General features: G+C 71.9%; 20 protein-coding genes. 10 read left to right on the top strand and 10 right to left on the bottom strand.

What is annotated here, in order from left to right; all coding sequences use genetic code 11:
• Nucleotides 1-30: 30 nt before the first annotated feature.
• From hutH to OG870_RS29385, 3 genes are all read right to left on the bottom strand, one after another.
• The gene (gene hutH, locus OG870_RS29395; RefSeq protein WP_266592462.1) at nucleotides 31-1,569 is read right to left on the bottom strand and encodes a histidine ammonia-lyase; all 1,539 of its coding nucleotides are present in this window, start codon (nucleotides 1,567-1,569) and stop codon (nucleotides 31-33) included.
• Nucleotides 1,570-1,669: 100 nt separating this feature from the next.
• On the bottom strand, nucleotides 1,670-2,821 hold the full coding sequence (locus OG870_RS29390) for a GGDEF domain-containing protein (RefSeq protein ID WP_266589563.1): 1,152 nt from the start codon (nucleotides 2,819-2,821) through the stop codon (nucleotides 1,670-1,672).
• A gap of 115 nt (nucleotides 2,822-2,936) precedes the next feature.
• The gene (locus tag OG870_RS29385) at nucleotides 2,937-3,746 is read right to left on the bottom strand and encodes an enoyl-CoA hydratase/isomerase family protein (protein WP_266520734.1); all 810 of its coding nucleotides are present in this window, start codon (nucleotides 3,744-3,746) and stop codon (nucleotides 2,937-2,939) included.
• Nucleotides 3,747-3,919: 173 nt separating this feature from the next.
• Here OG870_RS29385 and OG870_RS29380 point away from each other — a divergent pair, with 173 nt between their 5' ends.
• The gene (locus tag OG870_RS29380) at nucleotides 3,920-4,468 is read left to right on the top strand and encodes a hypothetical protein (protein WP_266520732.1); all 549 of its coding nucleotides are present in this window, start codon (nucleotides 3,920-3,922) and stop codon (nucleotides 4,466-4,468) included.
• A gap of 676 nt (nucleotides 4,469-5,144) precedes the next feature.
• Here OG870_RS29380 and OG870_RS29375 read toward each other — a convergent pair.
• Together OG870_RS29375 and OG870_RS29370 are read right to left on the bottom strand one after the other, a co-directional pair.
• Nucleotides 5,145-6,269: an adenylate/guanylate cyclase domain-containing protein gene (locus tag OG870_RS29375; protein ID WP_266520730.1), complete on the bottom strand. Its 1,125-nt coding sequence runs from the start codon at nucleotides 6,267-6,269 to the stop codon at nucleotides 5,145-5,147.
• 194 nt (nucleotides 6,270-6,463) lie between these two features.
• On the bottom strand, nucleotides 6,464-7,324 hold the full coding sequence (locus tag OG870_RS29370) for a biotin--[acetyl-CoA-carboxylase] ligase (RefSeq protein ID WP_266589561.1): 861 nt from the start codon (nucleotides 7,322-7,324) through the stop codon (nucleotides 6,464-6,466).
• Nucleotides 7,325-7,435: 111 nt separating this feature from the next.
• Between OG870_RS29370 and OG870_RS29365 the strand changes: the two genes are divergently transcribed.
• The 4 genes from OG870_RS29365 to OG870_RS29350 all read left to right on the top strand — a co-directional run bounded on the left by OG870_RS29365 (nucleotide 7,436) and on the right by OG870_RS29350 (nucleotide 10,175).
• Entirely contained in the window at nucleotides 7,436-9,055 is a 1,620-nt protein-coding gene (locus OG870_RS29365; RefSeq protein WP_266520727.1) for an acyl-CoA carboxylase subunit beta, read from the top strand.
• 24 nt (nucleotides 9,056-9,079) lie between these two features.
• Nucleotides 9,080-9,289: an acyl-CoA carboxylase subunit epsilon gene (locus OG870_RS29360; protein ID WP_266520725.1), complete on the top strand. Its 210-nt coding sequence runs from the start codon at nucleotides 9,080-9,082 to the stop codon at nucleotides 9,287-9,289.
• A gap of 105 nt (nucleotides 9,290-9,394) precedes the next feature.
• On the top strand, nucleotides 9,395-9,523 hold the full coding sequence (gene mmpB, locus OG870_RS29355; protein WP_266520724.1) for a morphogenic membrane protein MmpB: 129 nt from the start codon (nucleotides 9,395-9,397) through the stop codon (nucleotides 9,521-9,523).
• Between the two features lie 31 nt (nucleotides 9,524-9,554).
• Complete coding sequence (locus OG870_RS29350) at nucleotides 9,555-10,175, top strand: Maf family protein (protein ID WP_266520723.1); 621 nt, start codon at nucleotides 9,555-9,557, stop codon at nucleotides 10,173-10,175.
• On the opposite strand, the gene OG870_RS29345 is transcribed toward OG870_RS29350, so the two are convergent.
• Nucleotides 10,144-10,677 (bottom strand): hypothetical protein, encoded by a 534-nt coding sequence (locus OG870_RS29345; protein WP_266520721.1) that lies wholly within the window; start codon nucleotides 10,675-10,677, stop codon nucleotides 10,144-10,146. The genes OG870_RS29350 and OG870_RS29345 overlap by 32 nt on opposite strands.
• Nucleotides 10,678-11,041: 364 nt before the next feature.
• Here OG870_RS29345 and OG870_RS29340 point away from each other — a divergent pair, with 364 nt between their 5' ends.
• Together OG870_RS29340 and OG870_RS29335 are read left to right on the top strand one after the other, a co-directional pair.
• A complete protein-coding gene (locus tag OG870_RS29340; RefSeq protein WP_266520719.1) occupies nucleotides 11,042-12,814 on the top strand; it encodes an acetyl/propionyl/methylcrotonyl-CoA carboxylase subunit alpha in 1,773 nt (590 codons plus the stop codon).
• A 269-nt stretch (nucleotides 12,815-13,083) separates the two neighbouring features.
• Nucleotides 13,084-13,632 carry a TetR/AcrR family transcriptional regulator gene (locus tag OG870_RS29335; protein ID WP_266592460.1) on the top strand — a complete coding sequence of 183 codons (549 nt, stop codon included), beginning with the start codon at nucleotides 13,084-13,086 and terminating at the stop codon, nucleotides 13,630-13,632.
• Nucleotides 13,633-13,731: 99 nt separating this feature from the next.
• On the opposite strand, the gene OG870_RS29330 is transcribed toward OG870_RS29335, so the two are convergent.
• On the bottom strand, nucleotides 13,732-14,691 hold the full coding sequence (locus OG870_RS29330) for a DeoR/GlpR family DNA-binding transcription regulator (RefSeq protein ID WP_266520717.1): 960 nt from the start codon (nucleotides 14,689-14,691) through the stop codon (nucleotides 13,732-13,734).
• Nucleotides 14,692-14,857: 166 nt separating this feature from the next.
• Nucleotides 14,858-16,306 (bottom strand): NAD(P)H-quinone dehydrogenase, encoded by a 1,449-nt coding sequence (locus OG870_RS29325; protein ID WP_266589559.1) that lies wholly within the window; start codon nucleotides 16,304-16,306, stop codon nucleotides 14,858-14,860.
• A 107-nt stretch (nucleotides 16,307-16,413) separates the two neighbouring features.
• Between OG870_RS29325 and OG870_RS29320 the strand changes: the two genes are divergently transcribed.
• The 3 genes from OG870_RS29320 to OG870_RS29310 all read left to right on the top strand — a co-directional run bounded on the left by OG870_RS29320 (nucleotide 16,414) and on the right by OG870_RS29310 (nucleotide 19,732).
• Complete coding sequence (locus tag OG870_RS29320) at nucleotides 16,414-16,851, top strand: gamma-glutamylcyclotransferase (protein WP_266589557.1); 438 nt, start codon at nucleotides 16,414-16,416, stop codon at nucleotides 16,849-16,851.
• A 190-nt stretch (nucleotides 16,852-17,041) separates the two neighbouring features.
• The gene (locus tag OG870_RS29315; protein WP_266520711.1) at nucleotides 17,042-17,866 is read left to right on the top strand and encodes a purine-nucleoside phosphorylase; all 825 of its coding nucleotides are present in this window, start codon (nucleotides 17,042-17,044) and stop codon (nucleotides 17,864-17,866) included.
• A 234-nt stretch (nucleotides 17,867-18,100) separates the two neighbouring features.
• The gene (locus tag OG870_RS29310) at nucleotides 18,101-19,732 is read left to right on the top strand and encodes a phospho-sugar mutase (protein ID WP_266589555.1); all 1,632 of its coding nucleotides are present in this window, start codon (nucleotides 18,101-18,103) and stop codon (nucleotides 19,730-19,732) included.
• Between the two features lie 46 nt (nucleotides 19,733-19,778).
• On the opposite strand, the gene OG870_RS29305 is transcribed toward OG870_RS29310, so the two are convergent.
• Both OG870_RS29305 and OG870_RS29300 read right to left on the bottom strand, forming a co-directional pair.
• Nucleotides 19,779-21,389, bottom strand: a complete 1,611-nt coding sequence (locus tag OG870_RS29305) for a hypothetical protein (protein WP_266589553.1) — start codon at nucleotides 21,387-21,389, stop codon at nucleotides 19,779-19,781.
• A gap of 179 nt (nucleotides 21,390-21,568) precedes the next feature.
• Nucleotides 21,569-22,300 carry a PH domain-containing protein gene (locus tag OG870_RS29300; RefSeq protein ID WP_266520705.1) on the bottom strand — a complete coding sequence of 244 codons (732 nt, stop codon included), beginning with the start codon at nucleotides 22,298-22,300 and terminating at the stop codon, nucleotides 21,569-21,571.
• Nucleotides 22,301-22,417: the final 117 nt, after the last annotated feature.

Below are 22,417 nucleotides of genomic sequence, written 5' to 3'. Positions count from 1 at the left end.
CAGGTGCGGCAGGGCCCCGTTGTCGTACGACTACTGCAGGGGCCCGGTGACGGTCTCCACCGCGGCGACCAGCCGTCCCTCGCGCACGAACGTGTCCGCGGCGGCGAGATCGGGCGCGAGGAACCGGTCGGGACCGGGGCCCTCGACTCCCGCCGACCGCACGGCCGTGATGGCCGCCTGCGAGGCGGGTGCCGGGGTCAGGCCCTCGCGCAGCTCGATCGCGCGGGTGGCGGCATACAGCTCGACGGCGACCACGCGCGTGAGGTTGTCGACGGCGGTGCGCAGCTTGCGGGCGGCCGACCAGCCCATGGAGACGTGGTCCTCCTGCATGGCGGAGGACGGGATCGAGTCGGCGGACGCCGGCACGGCCAGTCGCTTCATCTCGCTCACCAGCGCGGCCTGCGTGTACTGGGCGATCATGAGCCCCGAGTCCACGCCCGCGTCGTCGGCCAGGAAGGGCGGCAGGCCGTGGCTGCGGTTCTTGTCGAGCAGCCGGTCGGTGCGGCGCTCGGCGATGGAGGCCAGGTCCGCGGCGGCGATGGCGAGGAAGTCCAGGACGTACGCGACCGGGGCGCCGTGGAAGTTGCCGTTGGACTCCACGCGCCCGTCGGGCAGCACGACCGGGTTGTCGACGGCCGAGGCCAGCTCGCGCTCGGCGACGAGGCGGGCGTGCGCCATGGTGTCGCGTCCGGCGCCGGCGACCTGCGGGGCGCAGCGCACCGAGTAGGCGTCCTGGACGCGCGGGGCGTCGTCCTGGTGGTGTCCGGTGAGCTCCGAACCCTTCAGCACGGCAAGCATGTTGGCGGCGGAGGCGCCCTGGCCGGGGTGCGGGCGGATGGCGTGCAGCTCGGGGGCGAGGACCCGGTCGGTGCCGAGCAGCGCCTCCATCGAGAGGGCGGCCGTCACGTCGGCCGACTTGTAGAGCATGTCCAGGTCGGCGAGGGCCATGACGAGCATGCCGAGCATGCCGTCGGTGCCGTTGAGGAGGGCGAGGCCCTCCTTCTCGCGCAGCTCGACGGGGGTGATCCCGTGCTCCGCAAGGAGCTCACCGGCAGGGCGGACGGTGCCGTCAGGACCTTCCGCCTCACCCTCTCCCATGAGCGTCAGGGCGCAGTGGGAAAGGGGCGCGAGGTCGCCCGAGCAGCCGAGGGAGCCGTACTCGTGGACGACGGGGGTGATCCCGGCGTTCAGCACGTCGGCCATGGTCTGCGCGACCTCGGGGCGGACGCCGGTGTGTCCCGAGCAGACGGTCTTGAGTCGCAGGAACATCAGGGCCCGTACGACTTCCCGCTCCACGTGCGGGCCGAGGCCGGCGGCGTGCGAGCGGACGATGTTGCGCTGCAGCTGGGCGCGCAGCTCCTGGCTGATGTGCCGGGTCGCCAGGGCGCCGAAGCCGGTGCTGACGCCGTAGACGGGCTCGGGCTTGGCCGCCAGCGCGTCCACGATCTCGCGGGCCGCGGCGAGCGCCGCGACCGCCTCCCCCGACAGCTCGACCCGGGCGCCGTCGCGCGCCACGGCGAGAACGTCGGACGCGGTCACCCCGGACGTCCCCACCACCACAGTGTGCATATCCATATTCAGGAGCGTACGCAGTGAAGACGAAGATGTCACTACTGGTTCACGGGTACGCCCCTTACCCATCCGGCGCACCCCCTGCGGGCCCCGTACGTCAGCTCCGCCGCCCCCGGAACCGGCGCCGCTCGGAGGCGGCCTGCCGCAGCGAAGGCGCGTCGGCCAGCCGCATGACCGGATCGTCGGGCCCTTCCCGCCCGGCCACGACCGGCTTGCCCGCGTGGAGCGCCTTCGCCCGGTACTGGGCGGCGTCCGCGAGCCGGAAGAGCCGGCGGGCGGAGCGGACCGGCCCGATCGGGTCCTCGGTGGACGCGACCCCGCAGGCGACGCCGTCGCCCAGCTCCAACTCGGCGGCGCGGCGGCACAGTTCGTCGGCCGCCTTGACCACCTCGTCGGCGGACGGCCCGACGGCGAGCAGACAGAACTCGTCCCCGCCCAGGCGCGCGGCGAGCGCACCGGGCAGCATCGCGCCGCACAGGGAGAGCACGGAGCCGAAGCGTTCGAGCAGACGGTCGCCCACGGCATGGCCGCAGGTGTCGTTGACGCGCTTGAGGCCGTTGAGGTCACAGACGACCAGGCTGACGACCGTGCCGTCCGCGCGGTGCGCCTCGACGGCCTCGTCCAGCTTCACATCGACGGCACGCCGGTTGGCGAGACCGGTGAGGGCGTCGGTGTACGCCAGCCGTCGCGCCTCCTCCAGCCGCTCCGCCTGGGCGATCCCGGCGGCGACGACGGCGGCCAGGACGGTGGCGAAGTCGGCGTCGGCCCGCCCGAAGACGGGCGCACCGGCGGGACGCGCCACATAGAGCTCGCCCCACGCCCGTCCGTTCAGCACGATCGGGGCGACGACGCAGCAGCCGCGGCCCCGGCGGCGCAGGGCGGCGACCCGCTGATGGACGTAACCGGGGCGGCCGCCCGCCGCGGGCCCCTGCGCCGTCTCCACCCACGCGTCGGGCTCACCGCCCCCGGCCCACCGCTCGTGCAGGAACTCGGTGATCTCGGGGAACTGGTGCACCGGGTACGACTCGTCCTCCGGGAACTCGTCCTCCCCCTCGCCCCGCTCCCCCACGTTCACGAGGACCCGCAGCCGACCGCGCTCCCGCTCCCACACCGACAGCGCGGCGAAGCTCCCGCCGAGCGCCCGGCACGCCCCGGCCGCCGCCGAGCGCCACGCCTCGTGCGAGCCGTGGGCCGCCGCCATGCCCTGCGCCAACGCGACAACGGCAGCGAGCCGCTTGTCATCACCCATCACTCCAGGTTAGGGAGGTTTCGGGCGATTCGTTCTATTGATACGGCGGTGGGGTGACCGGCCCCGACTCATGCCGACCGGCCCTCGGTGGCTACTGGCTGCTGCTCCTCGGCCGCTACTCGCCGGGCCACTGAGGCTTCCGCTTCTCGTTGAACGCCGCCACGCCCTCCGCCCGGTCCCCGGAGAACGCCACGGACCGCCATGCCGCGTCCTCGACCTCCAGGCCGGCCCGCAGGTCGAGCCCGTGACCGAGGCGCAGCGCGCGCTTGGCGGCCCGCAGGCCGACCGGTGAGTTCGCGGCGATGCGGGACGCCAGGGCCAGCGCCTCGGCCCGGTCCCGTCCCTCCTCCACCAGCTCGTCCACGAGGCCCAACTCCCGCGCCTCGGCGGCCTCCAGGCGCCGGGCCGTGAAGATGAGCTCCGCCGCCCGGGCGGCCCCCACCCGGCGCGGGAGCAGCTGCGTACCGCCACCGCCCGGGATGACTCCCACGGACACCTCCGGCAGCCCCACCACGGCCGTGCGATCGGCCACGATCAGGTCGCACGCCAGCGCCAGCTCGAAGCCTCCGCCGAGCGCGAACCCGTGCACCGCGGCGATCGTCGGCACCGGCAGTTCGAGCACCCCGGTGTAGGCACTGCGCGCGACGGGCCGCTGCCGGACCAGGTCGGCGTCGGAGAAGGAGTTCCGCTCCTTCAGATCCGCCCCGACGCAGAACGCCCGCTCGTGCGTGGACGTCACCACGACCGCCCGTACGTCACGGTCGGCAGCCAGCGCCGCGCACGCCCCGGCGATCGAACGCGCCATCTCGCTCGACACGGCGTTCATGGCCTTGGGCCGGTCGAGGACGAGTTCCGCGACATGCGCGACGTCCCCGTCTCCGTGTCGCCGCACCACCACGAACTCCCCGAACCGCTCCTCACCCATGACGCCCTCCGGTTAACGCGGGTTAACAAGTTTCGGCCCGATCATCGCAGGGTTTCCCTCCGTTGTCCCCGTTCGAGTGACATCCGGCCCGACTCCCGTCGCACCGCCCACGGGAGCGCATAGCGTGCCTCCGCCACGGCGCACAGGGGGCGCTTGCGCAACGGGGAGGGGTCATGATGAGCGTGACGGCGGAGACATCGGTGGGGCGGGGCCGGCATCGCAGGCCGCGGCCCCGCAAGGTTCTGTTCGCCGTCGGGGGCCTCGCGCTGGCCGCCGGCGCCTTGAGCCTCGTACGGGTGGCGCCCGAGCCGGGGGTCGGCGGGGTCGGGACCGCGGAGGCCGAGCCCCGGCAGGACGCCGGTACGGGCACCGACCGGTCGGGCAACGCCGTCGCCACCGTCGAGGCCGCGCCCCGGGTCAGTCCCTCCTCGACGTCCGTGATGGGCGGGGCGAGCGCGACACCGACGGCGGCTTCGAGCCTCGTATCCCTGCCGTCCACGACCGCACCGCCGGACCCGGAGTCCACCGCCACCACGACGCTCCCGCAAGCCCCGAACACCCCGACACCCACGCCCCCACCCACAACGACGCCGCCCACCCCCCAACCGACTCCGACTCCGGGCCGCTCCACACCCCCGCCACCCCCACCCCCGAACAACCCGGACGACCCCGACCTCTGCGTCCCGATCATCGGCCTGTGCGTGGGCGCACTCACGGGCTGAAACCACCGGCCGACCAGCCCTGCCGAAACACTGCCGCCCGACCAGGTCGAACGCGGTCGAGGACAACACCGGCGCACCGGTCGTGCCCTGCGAGGCGAGATCGCGGACGGCCCACTGCAGATGCTTCGCGAGCCCCTGGTGCGGCACCCACACGCCCTTGGCCCTGCCCCGCGCCCGCCACGCCCGACAGACAGGACCCCGGATCAACGCCCGGCCAACCGCGGGCGCGACCATCCCCACCAGAACGACGCCGCCTCACACCACCCAGCTCCGCGGCCTCCCCACCCATAAGCGGCACCCCCCACCGCCCGGCCGCCCCCGGACTCCACGGACCAGTGCTCGCACACGCCGGGCGGCACCGCGAATCAAAGCCAACCGTGAGCCCGCGCCTGGCTCGGACACGCCGGGCGGCACCGCGAAAAAGCCAACCGTGAGCCCGCGCCTGGCCGGGCCACGAGACCGCCAGACCGCCAAGCCACCGGATCACCAGGCCACAGGCCATAGACTGCCAGGCCGCCGGCCGCCGGCCGCAGACCGCCGGCCGCAGACCGCAGACCGCAGACTGGCAGGCCACAGGCCGCCAAGCAGCCGGATCACCAGGCCACCAGACCGCTGGCCCCCTTGGCAGTCAGACCGCAGGCCACAGGCCGCAAGCCAACGAGTCCCACAAGATCCCCTACGGAGCCTCGCTCCGTCGTGTCAGGAGCCAGGGCTCCACGACGCCGAGGCCGCGGACCGGGCGCTGCCACATCGGCTGGAGGGCGAAGCGGTACGTCGGGGGCTCCTCGCCCTCCTTCTCCGCCGCTGCGGCGGCCTCGGCCGCCTCGGCCTCGGAGGCCGGTGCCTCTCCGGTGCGGATCAGTTCCTGGGCGAAGTCGGCGTCGACGAGGACGGCGTCGCGCGGGGCTATCGACGTCAGCCGGGAGGCGAGGTTCACCGTCGTGCCGAAAACGTCGCCCATACGGGTGGTGACCGTGCCGAAGGCGATGCCGACGCGCAGTTCGGGCATCGTCTCGTCGTTCGCCATGGTCTCTATGAGGCGCAGCGCGATCTCGGCGGCGATCCCGGCGTCGTCGGCCGCGTAGAGCACCTCGTCGCCCAGCGTCTTGACCAGTCGGCCGCCGTGCGCGGCGACCAGGTCGGCGGCGGTGGTCTCGAAGGCCTCGACGAGTTCGCCGAGTTCCTCCTCCTCCATCCGGCGGGTGAGGCGGGTGAAGCCGACCAGATCCGCGAAGCCGACGGCCAGGCGCCGGTCGACCATCTCCTCGTCGTCGGCGGCCTGCACGACCCGCCCGGCCGAGGCGGCGAGCTGGCGCCGCCAGACGTAGACGAGGAACTCCTCCAGCTCGGGCAGGAGCAGCTCGACGATCGGGTACGTCACCTCGGTGCGCGTCATCCCGGGTTCCGGGGGCTCGGTCAGGCCCTCCAGGAAGGAGTCGATCTGCCACTCGGCGAGCCGGGCCGTGGTCTGCCCGGTGGACCGGGCCACCTGCACGGCCATCGCCTCGCTCAGCAGCCCCGCCTCGACCAGACCGGACAGGCGCCGCAGCGCGAGCACGTCGGCCTCGGTGAGCGCCTTGGCCTGCCCGATGTCGGCGAAGCCCATCGCCCGCCAGAAGCGGGTGGCCAGTTCCACGGAGACGCCCGCGCTGCGGGCCGCCTGGAAGGGGGTGTAGCGCCGCTCGGCGCCAAGGATCAGATGTTCCAGGCGCAGGGCGAGCGGGTCCTCGCCGGATTCGGCGGCATGGGGGTCCACCCGGCCGTCCGCGTCCGCGCCGGAGCCCGTGTCGTCGACGGTCACGCCTGCTGCCCTTCCGATCTGCCACGGTCAGGTATCGACCGGCCTCAACTGTACGGCAGGTGTGCCCTACCTCACTCCCGACGTGGGTGAGGCACTCGGCACCCGTGCGGGCGTCGCCCGGGGCCTCCTGTCCCCGGATCCCCGCTTCGGCCCGAAAGGCCTCGTCCTCAAAACGCCGGACGGGCCCGATCTGCTCACGCCGGCCGCAAATGGACGATGTCGCCGGCGCCCACCGGCTCCTGCACTCCGTCCTGCGTCGCGATCACCAGCCTTCCGTCGCCGTCGACCGCCACCGCCTCCCCGGTGATCGACCGGTCTCCCGGCAGCTCCGCCCGCACCACCCTCCCCAGCGTCGCGCACCCCGCCGCATACGTCTCCTGGAGGCCGCTGGCCGCCGGATCGCCGCCGGCGTCCCGCCAGCGCCCGTACCACTCCTCCAGGGAGCGCAGCATCGCCCGCAGCAGGGGGTCCCGGTCCGTGCTCACCGCTCCGGCCAGCGCCAGCGAACCCGCCTGCGGGACCGGCAATTCGTTCTCGCGCAGCGTGACGTTGACGCCGACGCCGACGACCACCGCGTCCTCGCCGGCCCGCTCGGCGAGGATCCCGCCGGCCTTGCGCTCCTCGCCGCCGATGGAAACGAGCAGGTCGTTGGGCCACTTGAGTGCCGTGTCCACGCCGGCCGACCGGGACAGCCCCGTCGCCACGGCGACCCCGGTGAGCAGCGGCAGCCAGCCCCAGCGGGCGACCGGTACCTCCGCCGGTTTCAGCAGGACCGAGAAGAACAGGCCCGAGCGGGCCGGTGCCGTCCACTGGCGGTCCAGGCGGCCCCGCCCTGCGGTCTGCTCCTCGGCGACCAGGACCGTGCCCTCGGCCGCCTTGCCCGCGCCCGCCAGGGCGACCAGGTCGGAGTTGGTCGACCCGGTGCTCTGCACCAGCTCCACCTCGCGCCACAGCCCGCCCTCCTGCACGAGTCCCCGGCGCAGCGCGGTGACGTTGAGAGGAGGCCGGTCCAGATCGGACCAACGACTGTCGTCTGAAGCATCTCGCGGCGTCATGCAAGCCACCCTAGGTGTGTGAAACGCCGCACTGCTGATTCGTAAGCCCCCCACTACTCTACGGATGAGTAACCGTCCCCCCTTTTGAGCAGGCAGGGAGCCGCGATCCCGATGTCCGAGCCGGAAGAGCGTCAAGAGATCCAAGAGCCCCAAGGGATCGATGTCCACACCACCGCGGGCAAGCTCGCGGATCTCCAGCGCCGTATCGACGAGGCGACGCACGCCGGCTCCGCACGCGCCGTCGAAAAGCAGCACGCCAAGGGCAAGTTGACGGCCCGTGAGCGGATCGAGCTGCTCCTCGACGAGGGCTCCTTCGTCGAACTCGACGAGTTCGCCCGGCACCGCTCCACCAACTTCGGCCTGGAGAAGAACCGCCCCTACGGCGACGGCGTCGTCACCGGCTACGGCACGGTCGACGGCCGCCCGGTCGCCGTGTTCTCCCAGGACTTCACCGTCTTCGGCGGCGCCCTGGGCGAGGTCTACGGCCAGAAGATCGTCAAGGTCATGGACTTCGCGCTGAAGACCGGCTGCCCGGTCATCGGCATCAACGACTCCGGCGGCGCCCGCATCCAGGAGGGCGTCGCCTCGCTCGGCGCGTACGGCGAGATCTTCCGCCGCAACACCCACGCCTCCGGTGTGATCCCGCAGATCAGCCTGGTCGTGGGCCCCTGCGCGGGTGGCGCGGTCTACTCCCCCGCGATCACCGACTTCACGGTGATGGTCGACCAGACCTCGCACATGTTCATCACCGGCCCGGACGTCATCAAGACCGTCACCGGTGAGGACGTCGGCTTCGAGGAGCTGGGCGGCGCCCGCACCCACAACTCGACCTCCGGCGTGGCCCATCACATGGCCGGGGACGAGAAGGACGCGATCGAGTACGTCAAGCAGCTGCTGTCGTACCTGCCGTCCAACAACCTCTCCGAGGCGCCGGTCTATCCGGAGGAGGCGGACCTCGCCACCACCGGCGAGGACCTGGAGCTGGACACGCTCGTCCCGGACAGCGCGAACCAGCCGTACGACATGCACACGGTGATCGAACACATCCTGGACGACGCCGAGTTCTTCGAGACGCAGGCGCTGTTCGCCCCGAACATCCTCACCGGCTTCGGCCGGGTCGAAGGTCACCCGGTCGGCATCGTCGCCAACCAGCCGATGCAGTTCGCGGGCTGCCTGGACATCACGGCGTCCGAGAAGGCCGCCCGCTTCGTGCGCACCTGCGACGCCTTCAACGTCCCGGTCATCACCTTCGTGGACGTCCCGGGCTTCCTGCCCGGCGTCGACCAGGAGCACGACGGCATCATCCGCCGCGGCGCCAAGCTGATCTACGCCTACGCCGAGGCCACCGTCCCCCTCATCACGGTCATCACCCGCAAGGCCTTCGGCGGCGCCTACGACGTCATGGGCTCCAAGCACCTGGGCGCAGACCTCAACCTCGCCTGGCCCACCGCCCAGATCGCCGTCATGGGCGCCCAGGGCGCGGTCAACATCCTGCACCGCCGCACCATCGCCGAGGCCGACGCGAACGGCGACCTCGAAGCCACCCGGGCCCGCCTCATCCAGGAGTACGAGGACGCGCTCCTCAACCCCTACATCGCGGCCGAGCGCGGCTACGTCGACTCAGTGATCATGCCGTCCGAGACGCGCCGGCACGTCGTCCGCGGCCTGCGTCAGCTGCGTACGAAGCGCGAGTCGCTGCCGCCCAAGAAGCACGGCAACATCCCCCTCTAGCCTCCAGTCCGGCAGGGAGCCGTCATGAACATCAAGGTCGTACGGGGCAACCCGACCCCGGAGGAACTGGCCGCCGCCCTGGCGGTGGTCAGGGCCCGCGCCGCGGCGGAGGCATCGATCCCGCCGGGCGCGCCCCGGGACAGGGACTCCTGGTCCGACCCGGCGCGCATCGCAAGCCACCGCTTGCCGCAGCCGGGCCCCGCGTCATGGTCCCGCACGTACTGGCCGGGCTGAGGTCCACAGGGGCGCGGGGAACCGCGCAGGCGAGAACAACGCCGGGCGCCGATTTGAGTACCAGTACTCAGGCGCCCTCCCCCGGCCCGGCCGCACGCTGGTGACATGCTGTGGTCCGACCCCGAGAACGAGCCGCCCAAAGAACTGCGGGACATGCAGGAGATGTTGCGGCGGCTCGGTCTCCTCATGGCATTGGCCATGCTGCTGGCGATGATCGTGATCGGCCTGAGGTGAAGGCCGACACGCCCGCCGATACCCTGGCCGCATGACCGATCAGCCGCTCCGCCGCCTCGTCCTCGCCTCCCAGTCCCCCGCTCGACTGAACCTCCTGCGCCAGGCCGGTCTGCAACCGGAGGTCATCGTGAGCGGCGTCGACGAGGACGCCGTGACGGCCCCCACCCCCGCCGACCTCGCGCTCGCCCTCGCCGAGGCCAAGGCCTCCGTCGTGGCCGCCAGGCCGGACGTGCACGGCGCCCTGGTGATCGGCTGCGACTCGGTGCTCGACCTCGACGGCCAGGCGCTCGGCAAGCCCGCTGACGCCGAAGAGGCCACCGCGCGCTGGAAGGCGATGCGGGGACGCGCCGGCACACTGCAGACCGGCCACTGCATCTGGGACACCACGAACAAGCGGTACGTGTCGGCCACGGCTTCCACGGTCGTCCGCTTCGGCGAGCCCACCGACGAGGAGATCGCCGCCTACGTCGCCTCGGGCGAACCCCTTTACGTCGCGGGGGCGTTCACGCTCGACGGCCGCAGCGCGCCGTTCATCGACGGCATCGACGGCGACCACGGGAATGTGATCGGCATCAGCCTGCCCCTCGTCCGCCGGCTCCTCGCCCAGCTGGGCGTCGGCATCACGGAGTTGTGGGGGCCGGCGGAGAAGTGAAGGGCGAGCCCTTGTCGTCCTTGCGGCCACCGCCGTTGCCGTCGTCGCCGCCGTTGCCGTCGTTGTTCTCGGGACCGGGTGCCGCGGGCGGGACCGCGTCGGAGGGCTCGGCCGGGCTGTCGTAGGTCATCAGCAGCAGCACGATGAGTGCCAGCACCACCACCATGAACAGGAACGCCGACCAGCCCACGAGGCCCCACGCGAACGCCCCCAGCAGCCCGTGCACCACGGCCGCGCTGATCAGCAGGATGCGCCCGAAGCCGGCCGGGGGGCGGTCCCTCAGGGCCACGAGGAGCGCGACCAGGCCGCACAGGGCGAAGTAGAGGCCGAAGAGGATCCCGCCGATCTTCGAGGACGTCGCCATCATGTCGGAGTCGAGGCCGGCCAGGGACATGTCCTGCCGGTCGACGACGATCCCCAGAAACCAGTTCAGTGCCGCGACGCCGAACGCCTCCACGAAGAGCACGACCGCCACGACCCACGCCACCGGTCTGCGCACCACCGGTCCCCACCCACTCTCGAGCCGAGCTCTTGTTACCCAAAGTACGTTCAGTACACCGCGCACGCTACTAACGGGTAAACCCCGGGACAAGGGTTCTGCGGAGGGCAAAGAATCATTGGGCCATTCGTAGGGACTCCACAAAGAAACCGAGTGGCCCGCAGCACGCTCTCACAGAGACCTTGACCACATGGGAGAGCTAGGGTTTCCCGGAGGAGTCCCGCGTGCCGTGGTGCGACAAGGGATTTCGCGGGTCGAGCAAGCCTCGTATCACGCTCCGTGTGGGCAAGCTCACCATTGGGGACGGGTCGTAGTGCCGTGTAGCCAGTCCCTAAACTCGGCTTGTTTCAAGGAGGGAGCCTCAATCGTGCGCAAGGTGCTCATCGCCAACCGTGGCGAAATCGCTGTCCGGGTCGCTCGGGCCTGCCGGGACGCTGGGATCGCGAGCGTGGCCGTCTACGCGGACCCGGACCGCGACGCTCTGCATGTCCGCGCCGCAGATGAGGCGTTCGCCCTGGGCGGTGACACCCCGGCGACCAGTTACCTCGACATCGACAAGGTCTTGAACGCGGCGCGTGAGTCGGGTGCGGACGCGATCCATCCCGGTTACGGCTTCCTGTCGGAGAACGCCGACTTCGCGCAGGCGGTCCTGGATGCCGGGCTGATCTGGATCGGCCCGCCCCCGCAGGCGATCCGCGACCTGGGGGACAAGGTCGCCGCCCGGCACATCGCCCAGCGGGCCGGCGCCCCGCTGGTGGCCGGCACGCCCGACCCGGTGTCGGGGGCCGAGGAGGTCGTCGCCTTCGCCCGGGAGCACGGCCTGCCCATCGCCATCAAGGCCGCCTTCGGCGGCGGCGGACGCGGCCTCAAGGTCGCCCGCACCCTCGAAGAGGTGCCCGAACTCTACGAGTCCGCCGTCCGTGAGGCGGTGGCCGCGTTCGGCCGCGGCGAGTGCTTCGTCGAGCGCTACCTCGACAAGCCCCGCCACGTGGAGACCCAGTGCCTGGCCGACACCCACGGCAACGTGGTCGTCGTCTCCACCCGCGACTGCTCCCTGCAGCGCCGCCACCAGAAGCTGGTCGAGGAGGCCCCCGCACCCTTCCTCTCCGAGGCCCAGGTCGCCGAGCTGTACGCCTCCTCCAAGGCCATCCTGCGCGAGGCGGGCTACGTCGGCGCGGGCACCGTCGAATTCCTCGTCGGCATGGACGGCACGATCTCCTTCCTGGAGGTCAACACCCGCCTGCAGGTCGAGCACCCGGTCACCGAGGAGGTCGCCGGCATCGACCTGGTCCGCGAGATGTTCCGCATCGCCGACGGCGAGGAACTCGGCTACGGCGACCCCGAACTGCGCGGCCACTCCTTCGAGTTCCGCATCAACGGCGAGGACCCCGGCCGCGGCTTCCTGCCCGCCCCGGGCACCGTCACCACCTTCGACGCCCCCTCCGGCCCCGGCGTGCGCCTGGACGCCGGCGTGGAAGCGGGATCGGTCATCGGCCCGGCCTGGGACTCGCTCCTGGCCAAGCTGATCGTCACCGGCGCCACCCGCGCCCAGGCCCTGCAGCGCGCCGCCCGCGCCCTGGCCGAATTCACCGTCGAGGGCATGGCCACCGCCATCCCCTTCCACCGCAAGGTGGTCACCGACCCCGCCTTCGCCCCCGAACTCACCGGCAGCACCGAGCCGTTCACGGTCCACACCCGCTGGATCGAGACCGAGTTCGTCAACGACATCAAGCCCTTCACCGCCCCCGCGGACGCGGACACCGACGAGGAGCCGGGCCGCGAGACGGTCGTCGTCGAGGTCGGCGGCAAACGCCTGGAGGTCTCCCTGCCCTCCTCCCTGGGCATGTCCCTGGCCCGCACCGGCCTCGCCGCCGGCGCCCGCCCCAAACGCCGCGCCGCCAAGAAGTCCGGCCCGGCCGCCTCCGGCGACACCCTCGCCTCCCCCATGCAGGGCACCATCGTCAAGGTCGCCGTCGAGGAAGGCCAGGAAGTCAAGGAAGGCGACCTCGTCGTCGTCCTCGAAGCCATGAAGATGGAACAACCCCTCAACGCCCACAAAACCGGCACCATCAAGGGCCTCTCCGCCGAAGTCGGCGCCTCCCTCACCTCCGGCGCCCCCATCTGCGAAATCAAGGACTGAGGCAACCCCGCCCTTCCTGTACGACATCACGAGGCGCCCGGCGGACTGAAGCCCTCAGTCCGCCGGGCGCCTCGTTTTCCCCCACGTCCCCCGGGCGCTGCCGGGCCGGATGTGGCGCCTCAGGTTCGGGCAGCCCGCTCGCGCATCCTCGATGGCATGCTGGACGCAGACGGGGGCGCAGGCGAGGGCAGGTGGGAGGCATGGTGGGCACGACGTCGGCGGAGACGGCGGTGCACGACGACCCGGCGGCACCGGTGACCCCGCGTGCCATGCGTGCCGACGCCCGCCGCAACTACGAGCGGCTGCTCGCCGAGGCCCGTTCCGCCTTCGCGGCGCACGGCACGGACGCGTCCCTGGAGGACGTGGCCCGGCGCGCGGGCGTGGGCATCGGCACCCTCTACCGCCATTTCCCCAACCGCCACGCCCTGCTGAGCGCGGTCTTCGAGGACGCGGTGAGCGACCTGCTGGCCCGCTCCCACGAACTCCTGGACGCCCCCGAGCCGTGCACGGCTCTGGTGACGTGGCTACGGGAGATCGTCGCGCACGCGGGCGAGTACCGGGGCCTGGCACGGGCGTTGATGTCCGTCTCCACCGACGACACCTCCGCGCTGGCCCGCTGCAGCGGGCCCATTCGGGAGGCGGGCAACGCCTTGCTGACACGGGCTCAGGAGGCGGGCAGAGTACGCGCCGACGTGGCAATCGGCGACCTGCTCCAGCTGACACACGCGATCGCACTGGCAGCGGAGGAATCCCCGGGCGACCCAGACCTGGCGGACCGCTTGCTGACCCTCACCCTGCGGGGCTTGAAGGCCGGCTAGGGCGGCTCCGCAGCAAGGGATCGATGGAGAACCCGTATCGGCATCCGCACAACCAGCGAACGAACCCCTACGGCGAGGAGACGAGAGCTGAGGTCGCCCCTAGCGCCGCCGCAGGTCCGCAACCCGCGCCCGCTCCGCCCCCGCCGAAGCCTCACCGAGCACCGTGGCCGTCCTCAGGGACGCCCCCGGCCCGGAGACCTGTCCGCGCCGCGGCCCCGGCAGGGCGACGTCCCGGCGCGCTTGGCGCGGGGGGGCCGGATCACCGGCCGAACTCCCTGACGCCCCGGCGACAGCGATCTGCACCCCTTGATCGGCGAGGGCCTGAAGCTCCGTGGCCGCACGGTCGTCGTGCGGTGGCGGTTCGTCCGTCACCAGCCGCGTGATCACATCCGTCGGCACGGTCTGGAACATGGTGTCCGTGCCGAGCTTGGTGTGATCGGCCAGCACGACGACCTCGGCGGCGGCCTGCACGAGCGCCCGGTCGACGGACGCCGACAGCATGTTGGACGTGGACAGGCCGCGCTCGGCGGTGAGCCCGCTCCCGGAGAGGAAGGCCCGAGACACCCGCAGCCCCTGCAGGGACTGCTCGGCGCCGCTGCCCACAAGCGCATAGTTGGAGCCGCGCAGGGTGCCGCCGGTCATCACGACCTCCACGCGGTTGGCATGGGCCAACGCCTGGGCCACCAAAAGGGAGTTGGTGACGACGGTCAGCCCGGGCACGCGAGCGAGCCGGCGGGCCAACTCCTGTGTCGTCGTACCCGCCCCGACCACGATCGCTTCGCCCTCTTCCACGAAGCCCGCGGCAAGGTCGGCGATGGCCGTCTTCTCGGCGGTTGCGAGATGTGATTTCTGCGGAAAGCCGGACTCCCGCGTGAACCCGCCCGGCAATACCGCACCGCCGTGCCGGCGGTCGAGGAGTCCTTCTGCCTCCAGTGCGCGCACGTCCCGCCGTACGGTCACTTCGGAGGTCTGGACGACGCGGGCGAGCTCACGGAGCGACACAGCCCCATTCGCTCGCACCATTTCGAGGATCAATTGGCGACGTTCTGCAGCGAACACGAAACTGACAGTAACCCCAACGACCGTCTGCTTTCAGCAGTTTGCGCCGAATAGCAGAAGTTGTTCGCACACAAGGACGGGAAGTGGTATAGGACCTACCCGTCCCGCCTATGCCGTACGCATGCTCGACAACTCCCTGTGACCAGCGAGGAGTCGGTTTCGGCCGTCAGATCTCGCCGCCGGACTTACGCGTGTGGAGCTGGCGCGCGACCTCCGCGATCGACCCTGAAAGGGAGGGATACACGGTGAACGCGTTCGCGATCTGTTCGACCGTCAGATTGTTGTCGACGGCGATCGAGATGGGATGGATCAGTTCCGAAGCGCGCGGCGAGACGACCACACCGCCGACCACGATGCCCGTGCCCGGCCGGCAGAACAGCTTCACGAAGCCGTCCCTGATGCCCTGCATCTTGGCCCGCGGATTACGCAGCAACGGCAGCTTCACGACCCGGGCGTCGATCTTTCCGCCATCCACGTCCGCCTGCGTGTAGCCGACGGTCGCGATCTCGGGATCGGTGAAGACGTTCGACGAGACGGTCTTCAGATTGAGCGGGGCCACCGCGTCGCCGAGGAAGTGGTACATGGCGATACGGCCCTGCATGGCGGCCACGGAGGCGAGGGCGAAGACGCCGGTCACGTCACCGGCGGCGTACACACCGGGAGCCGTCGTCCGGGAGACCTTGTCGGTCCAGATGTGCCCGGACTCGCGCACCTTGACGCCGGCCTTCTCCAGCCCCAGCCCCGCACTGTTCGGAATGGCACCGACCGCCATCAGACAGTGCGAACCGCTGATGACACGCCCGTCGGACAGCGTGACCTCGACCCGGTCGCCGACCCGCTTGGCGGCGGCGGCCCGCGACCGCGCCATGACGTTCATGCCACGCCGCCGGAAGACGTCCTCAAGGACTGCGGCGGCATCCGGGTCCTCGCCCGGCAGCACACGGTCGCGCGACGACACCAGCGTCACCTTGGACCCGAGCGCCTGATAGGCACCGGCGAACTCGGCACCGGTCACACCCGACCCCACCACGATGAGCTCGTCGGGAAGCTCGTTGAGGTCGTACACCTGGGTCCAGTTGAGGATGCGCTCGCCGTCGGGCTGGGCGTCGGGCACCTCGCGCGGATGACCGCCGGTCGCGATGAGCACGGCATCGGCGGTGAGGGTCTCCTCGCTGCCGTCGGCGGTGGAGACGATCACCTTCCGCGAACCGTCGAGGGCCTGCATGCCCTCCAGCCGCCCGCGCCCCCGCATGACCCGGGCCCCGGCACGCGTCACGGACGCCGTGATGTCGTGCGACTGGGCCAGCGCGAGCCGCTTCACACGCCGGTTGACCTTCCCCAGGTCGACCCCCACCACCCGGGCGGCCTGCTCCAGCGGCGGGGTGTCGTCGGCGACGATGATCCCCAGCTCCTCGTACGACGAATCGAAGGTGGTCATCACCTCGGCCGTAGCAATAAGAGTCTTCGACGGCACGCAGTCGGTCAGCACCGACGCCCCGCCCAGACCGTCGCAGTCGACGACGGTCACCTCCGCGCCGAGCTGGGCGGCCACCAGGGCCGCCTCGTATCCGCCGGGTCCGCCACCGATGATCACGATCCGAGTCACGTACCCCATTGTCCCGCACCGTTCAAGGTGCTACCGCCCCGGGGCGGGGCAATGGGTTGGCAAGGGGCCGCTGATCCCCACGAGACCCCTGTGCCGACTGCCGTACCCTCGACCCCATGTCGCTCTACGCCGCGTACGCCGGCAACCTCGACGCGCGGCTGATGACCCGCCGCGCCCCGCACTCGCCGATGCGCGCCACCGGCTGGCTGAACGGGTGGCGGCTGACCTTCGGGGGCGAGCACATGGGCTGGGAGGGCGCGCTGGCGACGATCGTCGAGGACCCGCTCTCCCAGGTCTTCGTCGCGTTGTACGACATCGCGCCGCTCGACGAGGAGTCGATGGACCGCTGGGAGGGCGTCGGCCTGGGCGTCTACCGCCGGATGCGGGTGCGCGTGCACACCCTGGAGGGCGAGGAGTCGGCGTGGACCTACGTCCTCGACGGCTACGAGGGCGGCCTCCCGTCGGCACGCTACCTGGGCGAGGTAGCCGACGCCGCCGAGTCTGCGGGAGCCCCGCACGACTACGTGATGGAACTCCGCAAGCGCCCCTGCTGAGCACAGCGACCCACAGCCACCCCACAGGCCCCTCCACCCCCACTCACCCCCACTCGCCCCCCTCACTCCCCCCTTCGCCCGCCCCCACTCACCCGCCCCCACCCTTCGTTGGAAACGACAAGACAACGATCGCAAACCCGTGAGCTCTGTCATCTACGCGCGTAGGCCCCGACCGGCTACTCTCGACCGCGTGAACGCATCTCTTCTTCCGGACGACATCCAGGGCGACCCCCACGGCGCCGCCGCCGACGCCGCCGCACGCCTGCGCGACCTGACCGGCGCCGAGACCCACGACGTCGCCCTCGTGATGGGCTCTGGCTGGGCACCGGCCGTGGACGCCCTCGGCGCACCCGATGCCGAGTTCCAGGTCACCGAGCTGCCCGGTTTCCCGCCGCCGGCGGTGGAGGGCCACGGCGGCAAGATCCGCTCATACCGCATCGGCGCCAAGCGCGTCCTGGTCTTCCTGGGCCGCACCCACTACTACGAGGGCCGAGGCGTCGCCGCCGTGGCACACGGCGTCCGCACGGCCGTCGCCGCCGGCAGCAAGACGATCGTCCTCACCAACGGCTGCGGCGGCCTGCGCGAGGGCATGCGCCCCGGCCAGCCGGTCCTGATCAGCGATCACATCAACCTGACGGCGACGTCCCCGATCATCGGCGCGAACTTCGTCGACCTCACCGACCTCTACTCCCCCCGCCTGCGCGCCCTGTGCAAGGAGATCGACGCCACCCTGGAGGAGGGCGTCTACGCGCAGTTCCCCGGCCCGCACTACGAGACGCCGGCCGAGATCCGCATGGCCCGGGTGATCGGCGCGGACCTGGTGGGCATGTCGACGGTCCTCGAAGCGATCGCCGCACGCGAGGCGGGCGCCGAGGTACTGGGCATCTCCCTGGTGACCAACCTCGCGGCCGGCATGACGGGCGAGCCCCTGAACCACGAAGAGGTCCTCCAGGCGGGCCGCGACTCGGCGACACGGATGGGCTCGCTGCTGGCGCAGGTCCTGGGCCGTATCTGAGCGCACCTGGGCCGTCAGCCGCGCACGGCGAGCAGGGGACGGGGTGGGGGTGTCCGCCCGCAGCGGCCGGCGTCCGTCACCGGGCACAACTCAGCAAACAGCACCGCCGGACCGAGGACGGACACCCCCACCGCGGCCCCGACCCGCCCACCGACCCGAGGCGCGACGCACACCCCCACCGAAGCCGCACAGGCGCCGCAGGCATCACGACCCACACGAGAGGCTGGACCGACCGTGCAAGACGATCTCATCGCCCGGGCCAAGACCTGGCTGGCCGAGGACCCCGACCCGGACACCCGTGACGAGCTCGCCAAGCTCATCGAGGCGCGAGACGTCACCGAACTCACCGCCCGCTTCAGCGGCACCCTCCAGTTCGGCACCGCGGGCCTGCGCGGCGAACTCGGCGCCGGCCCCATGCGCATGAACCGTTCGGTCGTGGTCCGAGCCGCCGCAGGTCTCGCCGCGTACCTCAACGCCAAGGGCCGGCAGGGCGGCCTGGTGGTCATCGGCTACGACGCCCGCCACAAGTCAGCCGACTTCGCCCGCGACACGGCCGCCGTGATGACCGGCGCCGGCTTCCGCGCCGCCGTACTCCCCCGCCCCCTCCCCACCCCCGTCCTCGCCTACGCCATAAGGCACCTGGGCGCGGTCGCCGGCGTGGAGGTCACCGCCAGCCACAACCCGCCCCGCGACAACGGCTACAAGGTCTACCTCGGCGACGGCTCCCAGATCGTGCCGCCCGCGGACACGGAGATCGCAGCCGAAATCCAGGCGATCACATCGCTCCACGACATCCCGCGCCCGGACACCGGCTGGGAAACCCTCGACGACAGCGTCCTCAACGCCTACCTGGCCCGCACGGACGCCGTACTCGCCGCCGACTCCCCCCGCACCGCCCGCACCGTCTACACAGCGTTGCACGGCGTGGGCAAGGACACCCTCCTCGCCGCCTTCGCCCGCGCCGGTTTCCCCCAACCCACCATCGTCGCCGAACAGGCCGAGCCCGACCCGGACTTCCCCACCGTCGCCTTCCCCAACCCGGAAGAGCCGGGCGCCATGGACCTGGCCTTCGCGAAGGCCCGCGAGACCGACCCGGACCTGATCATCGCCAACGACCCCGACGCCGACCGCTGCGCCGTCGCCGTCAAGGACGACGGGGAGTGGCGGATGCTGCGCGGCGACGAGGTCGGCGCGCTGCTCGCCGCGCATCTCGTCCGGCGCGGCGCACAGGGCACGTTCGCCGAGTCGATCGTGTCGTCCTCCCTCCTCGGGCGGATCGCCGAAAAGGCGGGTCTGCCGTACGAGGAAACGCTCACCGGCTTCAAGTGGATCGCCCGCGTCGAGGGCCTGCGCTTCGGCTACGAGGAGGCCCTCGGCTACTGCGTCGACCCCGACGGCGTACGCGACAAGGACGGGATCACGGCCGCCCTCCTGATCACGGAGCTCGCCTCGCAGCTCAAGGAGGAGGGCCGCACCCTCCTCGACTTCCTCGACGACCTCTCCGTGGAGCACGGGCTGCACGCCACCGACCAGCTCTCGGTCCGGGTTGAGGATCTCTCCGTCATCGCCCGCGCCATGGAGCAGCTCCGTGAGCAGCCCCCGACCGAGCTCGCGGGCATCGCCATCACCCGGGCCGAGGATCTCAACCAGGGCACCGACAGGCTCCCGCCCACCGACGGCCTGCGCTACACGCTCGACGGCGCCCGCGTGATCGTCCGCCCGAGCGGCACGGAGCCCAAGCTGAAGTGCTACCTGGAGGTCGTGGTCCCCGTCGCGACCCACGCCGACCTCCCCACGGCCCACACCACCGCGAACGAGCTGCTCACGGCGATCAAGCGGGACCTGTCGGCCGCCGCAGGCATCTGACCGAGGGGGTGCCCGCAAGGGCACCCCCGTTCACGCTGAACCGGCCCTACGGCAACAGGATCAAGCCCGCCGCCCAGGCGACCGCCGCCACCACGCCCAGCGGCCACAGCAGCCGCCCCCGCTCCCGTTCGCCCGCCTCGACGAGCGGCCGGTACCCGGGCTCCCGCCACATCGCGGCGATCTCGGCGGCCGTTCTTTCATAGGGGTGGACGAGCCCGGTCTTCCGCTCCAGCCAGGGCCACCGGAAGCCGAGCACCGACCACTCGTCGAAGGGGATCCGGCGACTGTCGACCTTCAGCTCGATGCCCTTGCACTCGACGACGCGCAGGTCGTCCCATGCGATGTGCCCGGCCCGGCGCAGCCCGTTGAACCACAGTCCCTCGCTGTCGGCGGTGATGCGCCAGGCCACCCAGCGCGGAAGCAACAGAGCGACAACGATCCCCACGGCGCCGCCGCAGCCGTACCGCCAGAACGGGCTCTCGCCCCAGAAGAAGTGCCCGGCCCACACCACGGCCCCGGCGGCGCTGAGCCAGTCGGGCCACCCCGCGCGCCACCGCCGTACGCCCTTGCCTGCGATGGCGTACGGATCGCCGGCGACGACCTCGGCGGCCACCCGGCCGCGCTCCTCGTACAGGGCGTCGCGCTTGGCCTCGTACTTCTCCTCGGCCAGCCCGCGCCGCACGTAGCCGTCCGTCAGAGGCCGCACGGGCCCCACCGGCCGCCCGGCCACGGGCGCCCCGCCCGGCTCCTGGGCCGCACTGACAATCAGCACTTCGGCCCCGTCGTACGGGGCTCCGTACAAAACGGCATCCCGCATCGGACCGGGCTCGCCGTCCTCACCCTCCCAGTCGCCCCCGCCGTCCCAATCCGTCACCGTGACCGTGAACAGGGGCCGCAGCGCCCCCACATCATCGGTGGCGAAGACCTCGGTGACCCCGTACGCGCCCTCGCGCACCAGCACCCGCAGGACGGCAGCCGGCTCCCGCCGCAGAGCGGCCGCCCTGCGGCGCACGAGGGCCCCGGACAGCAACGCGGTGAGGCCGAGTCCGGCGAGGGAGAGGCCCGCGGCCACGCCCGCGCTGCGGTCGTCGACCGCGTCGAAGCGGGGAGCGAGGGCGACGAGTGCGGCACCCGCCGCGAGCGCCACCGGACCGAGCCGGACGGCGACCTTCCCGCGCTGGAGCGGCCGGCCCGCATCCGGGAGCACGGCTGTGACACCACCGGTGGCCGCCGGCGCCGCCGCCCGTTGCCGCAGACGGGCCCGCAGACGCAGATGGGCCGCGCATGCGAAGGCCACCGCCATAACGAGGGCACCGGGTTCCACGACCCACGACGGCCCAGGAGACAGCCAGACCACGACAACGGCCTGCAGCGCCGCCGTGACCCGCACGGCCTCGGGCCGCACGAGCAGCCACACCACCTGGAGCCCGAGGAGCGCTGCGACGAGGGCGGGCACCCCGGCGGCGGCCAGCGCGCCGCCGCCCAGCGGAGCGAAGCAGATCACCGCGACGAGGTTGCGCCGGCGCACCCGCATCGGAACCCAGCGCGGCGGCAGCTCCCGCGTCCAGCGGCGGGCCTGGGCGCTGTCCCAGGCCGGGCAACCGTCGGGTATCGCGGAGGCGGGCAGCCGCAAGGGCTGCCGGGCAGTCGTACTCATTGTTTCCCGGACGTTCAGGACCACCGAGGTGGCAGAGGTCCTCGGTTCCGCCCGGGTGGGGGGTGGCCGTCGTGGCCGAGGTGTGGAGGCAGAGCAGGAACGGCAAAGCAGAGCAGGTACGGCACAAAGCAGAGCAGGTACGGCAAGGCCGGGATCCGGCGGCCCGGCCCCTGGCCGGCTCAGCCCGTGGCCACCAGGACCGCGAGCAGCACGATCCCGGCCAGCACCGGGCCCGCGATCTCGTAGGCCCAGCGTACGGTCACCTCGCCCTGCGCCGTCTCCGCCCGCTCATGGGTCTCCAGGAGTTCGCGCAGGTCGTCCATGACCTGGTCGGACTGGGCGCGCGTGGCACCCTCGCGGCCGGCTGCGGCGCCGCCCGAGAACCCACCGGGCCCGAAGGAACCGCCCAGAGCGCCCATGCGGCCCCGCCCGCCGAGGCCGCCGCGCCCGCCTCGGCCGTTCGCCTCCGCGGCCCGCTCCGCCGTCGACCTGGCCTCGCGCCGGGCCGCCTTCTTGCGGGCCCGCAGCGAGACGGGGACGGACCACAGCTGGTACTTCCCGCCGGAGTTGGTGACGACCTCGTTCGAGTAGCCGGACCGCAGGGTGGCGACCTGGCCCCACGGCACCACGACCACGCGGAACGGGTTGCGGATGCGCAGCCGCTCGTTGTTGGCGTACACGGCCGGGCGGAGTGTGAAGGCGACGATCAGCGGGACGATCAGGATCATCGCGGCGAGCGCCAGCCAGGGCGTGCGACCGTGCCCGGAGATGATCGCGTCGATGCCGAGCCAGGCCGCGATGGCCAGCAGCAGGACACCGCCGGCGATGCCCGAGGACGACCGGTAGATCCGGTCCTTGAACTCGGAGGCCGGGGGCTGCGGCGCTGGTGACTCGTGGTCCGGGGTCGTCATGGTCCCGATTCTGCCCGACGGCCGGGGCGATGCTCGTACGCGGTGTGGCCACACCGGACGAGCAGCCGGACGAACAGCCGAAGGCGCAGCCGGACGAACAGCTGGACGAGTAACCGG

The organism is Streptomyces sp. NBC_00461 (genome assembly GCF_036013935.1).
In the GTDB taxonomy this organism is placed as follows: domain Bacteria; phylum Actinomycetota; class Actinomycetes; order Streptomycetales; family Streptomycetaceae; genus Streptomyces.
Note: the sequence above shows the minus strand (reverse complement) of the source record. Positions and strands in the feature narration are given on the sequence as shown.

What these genes read in the sequence shown, in the direction of transcription:
- OG870_RS29390 (WP_266589563.1), bottom strand. Translation starts at nt 2,821, where the DNA reads ATGGGTGATGACAAGCGGCTCGCTGCCGTTGTCGCGTTGGCGCAGGGC.
- OG870_RS29320 (WP_266589557.1), top strand. Translation starts at nt 16,414, where the DNA reads ATGTCGCTCTACGCCGCGTACGCCGGCAACCTCGACGCGCGGCTGATG.
- OG870_RS29360 (WP_266520725.1), top strand. Translation starts at nt 9,080, where the DNA reads ATGAACATCAAGGTCGTACGGGGCAACCCGACCCCGGAGGAACTGGCC.
- OG870_RS29350 (WP_266520723.1), top strand. Translation starts at nt 9,555, where the DNA reads ATGACCGATCAGCCGCTCCGCCGCCTCGTCCTCGCCTCCCAGTCCCCC.
- OG870_RS29335 (WP_266592460.1), top strand. Translation starts at nt 13,084, where the DNA reads ATGCGTGCCGACGCCCGCCGCAACTACGAGCGGCTGCTCGCCGAGGCC.
- OG870_RS29365 (WP_266520727.1), top strand. Translation starts at nt 7,436, where the DNA reads ATGTCCGAGCCGGAAGAGCGTCAAGAGATCCAAGAGCCCCAAGGGATC.
- OG870_RS29380 (WP_266520732.1), top strand. Translation starts at nt 3,920, where the DNA reads ATGATGAGCGTGACGGCGGAGACATCGGTGGGGCGGGGCCGGCATCGC.
- OG870_RS29300 (WP_266520705.1), bottom strand. Translation starts at nt 22,300, where the DNA reads ATGACGACCCCGGACCACGAGTCACCAGCGCCGCAGCCCCCGGCCTCC.
- hutH (WP_266592462.1), bottom strand. Translation starts at nt 1,569, where the DNA reads ATGCACACTGTGGTGGTGGGGACGTCCGGGGTGACCGCGTCCGACGTT.
- OG870_RS29305 (WP_266589553.1), bottom strand. Translation starts at nt 21,389, where the DNA reads ATGAGTACGACTGCCCGGCAGCCCTTGCGGCTGCCCGCCTCCGCGATA.
- OG870_RS29325 (WP_266589559.1), bottom strand. Translation starts at nt 16,306, where the DNA reads ATGGGGTACGTGACTCGGATCGTGATCATCGGTGGCGGACCCGGCGGA.
- OG870_RS29370 (WP_266589561.1), bottom strand. Translation starts at nt 7,324, where the DNA reads ATGACGCCGCGAGATGCTTCAGACGACAGTCGTTGGTCCGATCTGGAC.
- OG870_RS29385 (WP_266520734.1), bottom strand. Translation starts at nt 3,746, where the DNA reads ATGGGTGAGGAGCGGTTCGGGGAGTTCGTGGTGGTGCGGCGACACGGA.
- mmpB (WP_266520724.1), top strand. Translation starts at nt 9,395, where the DNA reads ATGCTGTGGTCCGACCCCGAGAACGAGCCGCCCAAAGAACTGCGGGAC.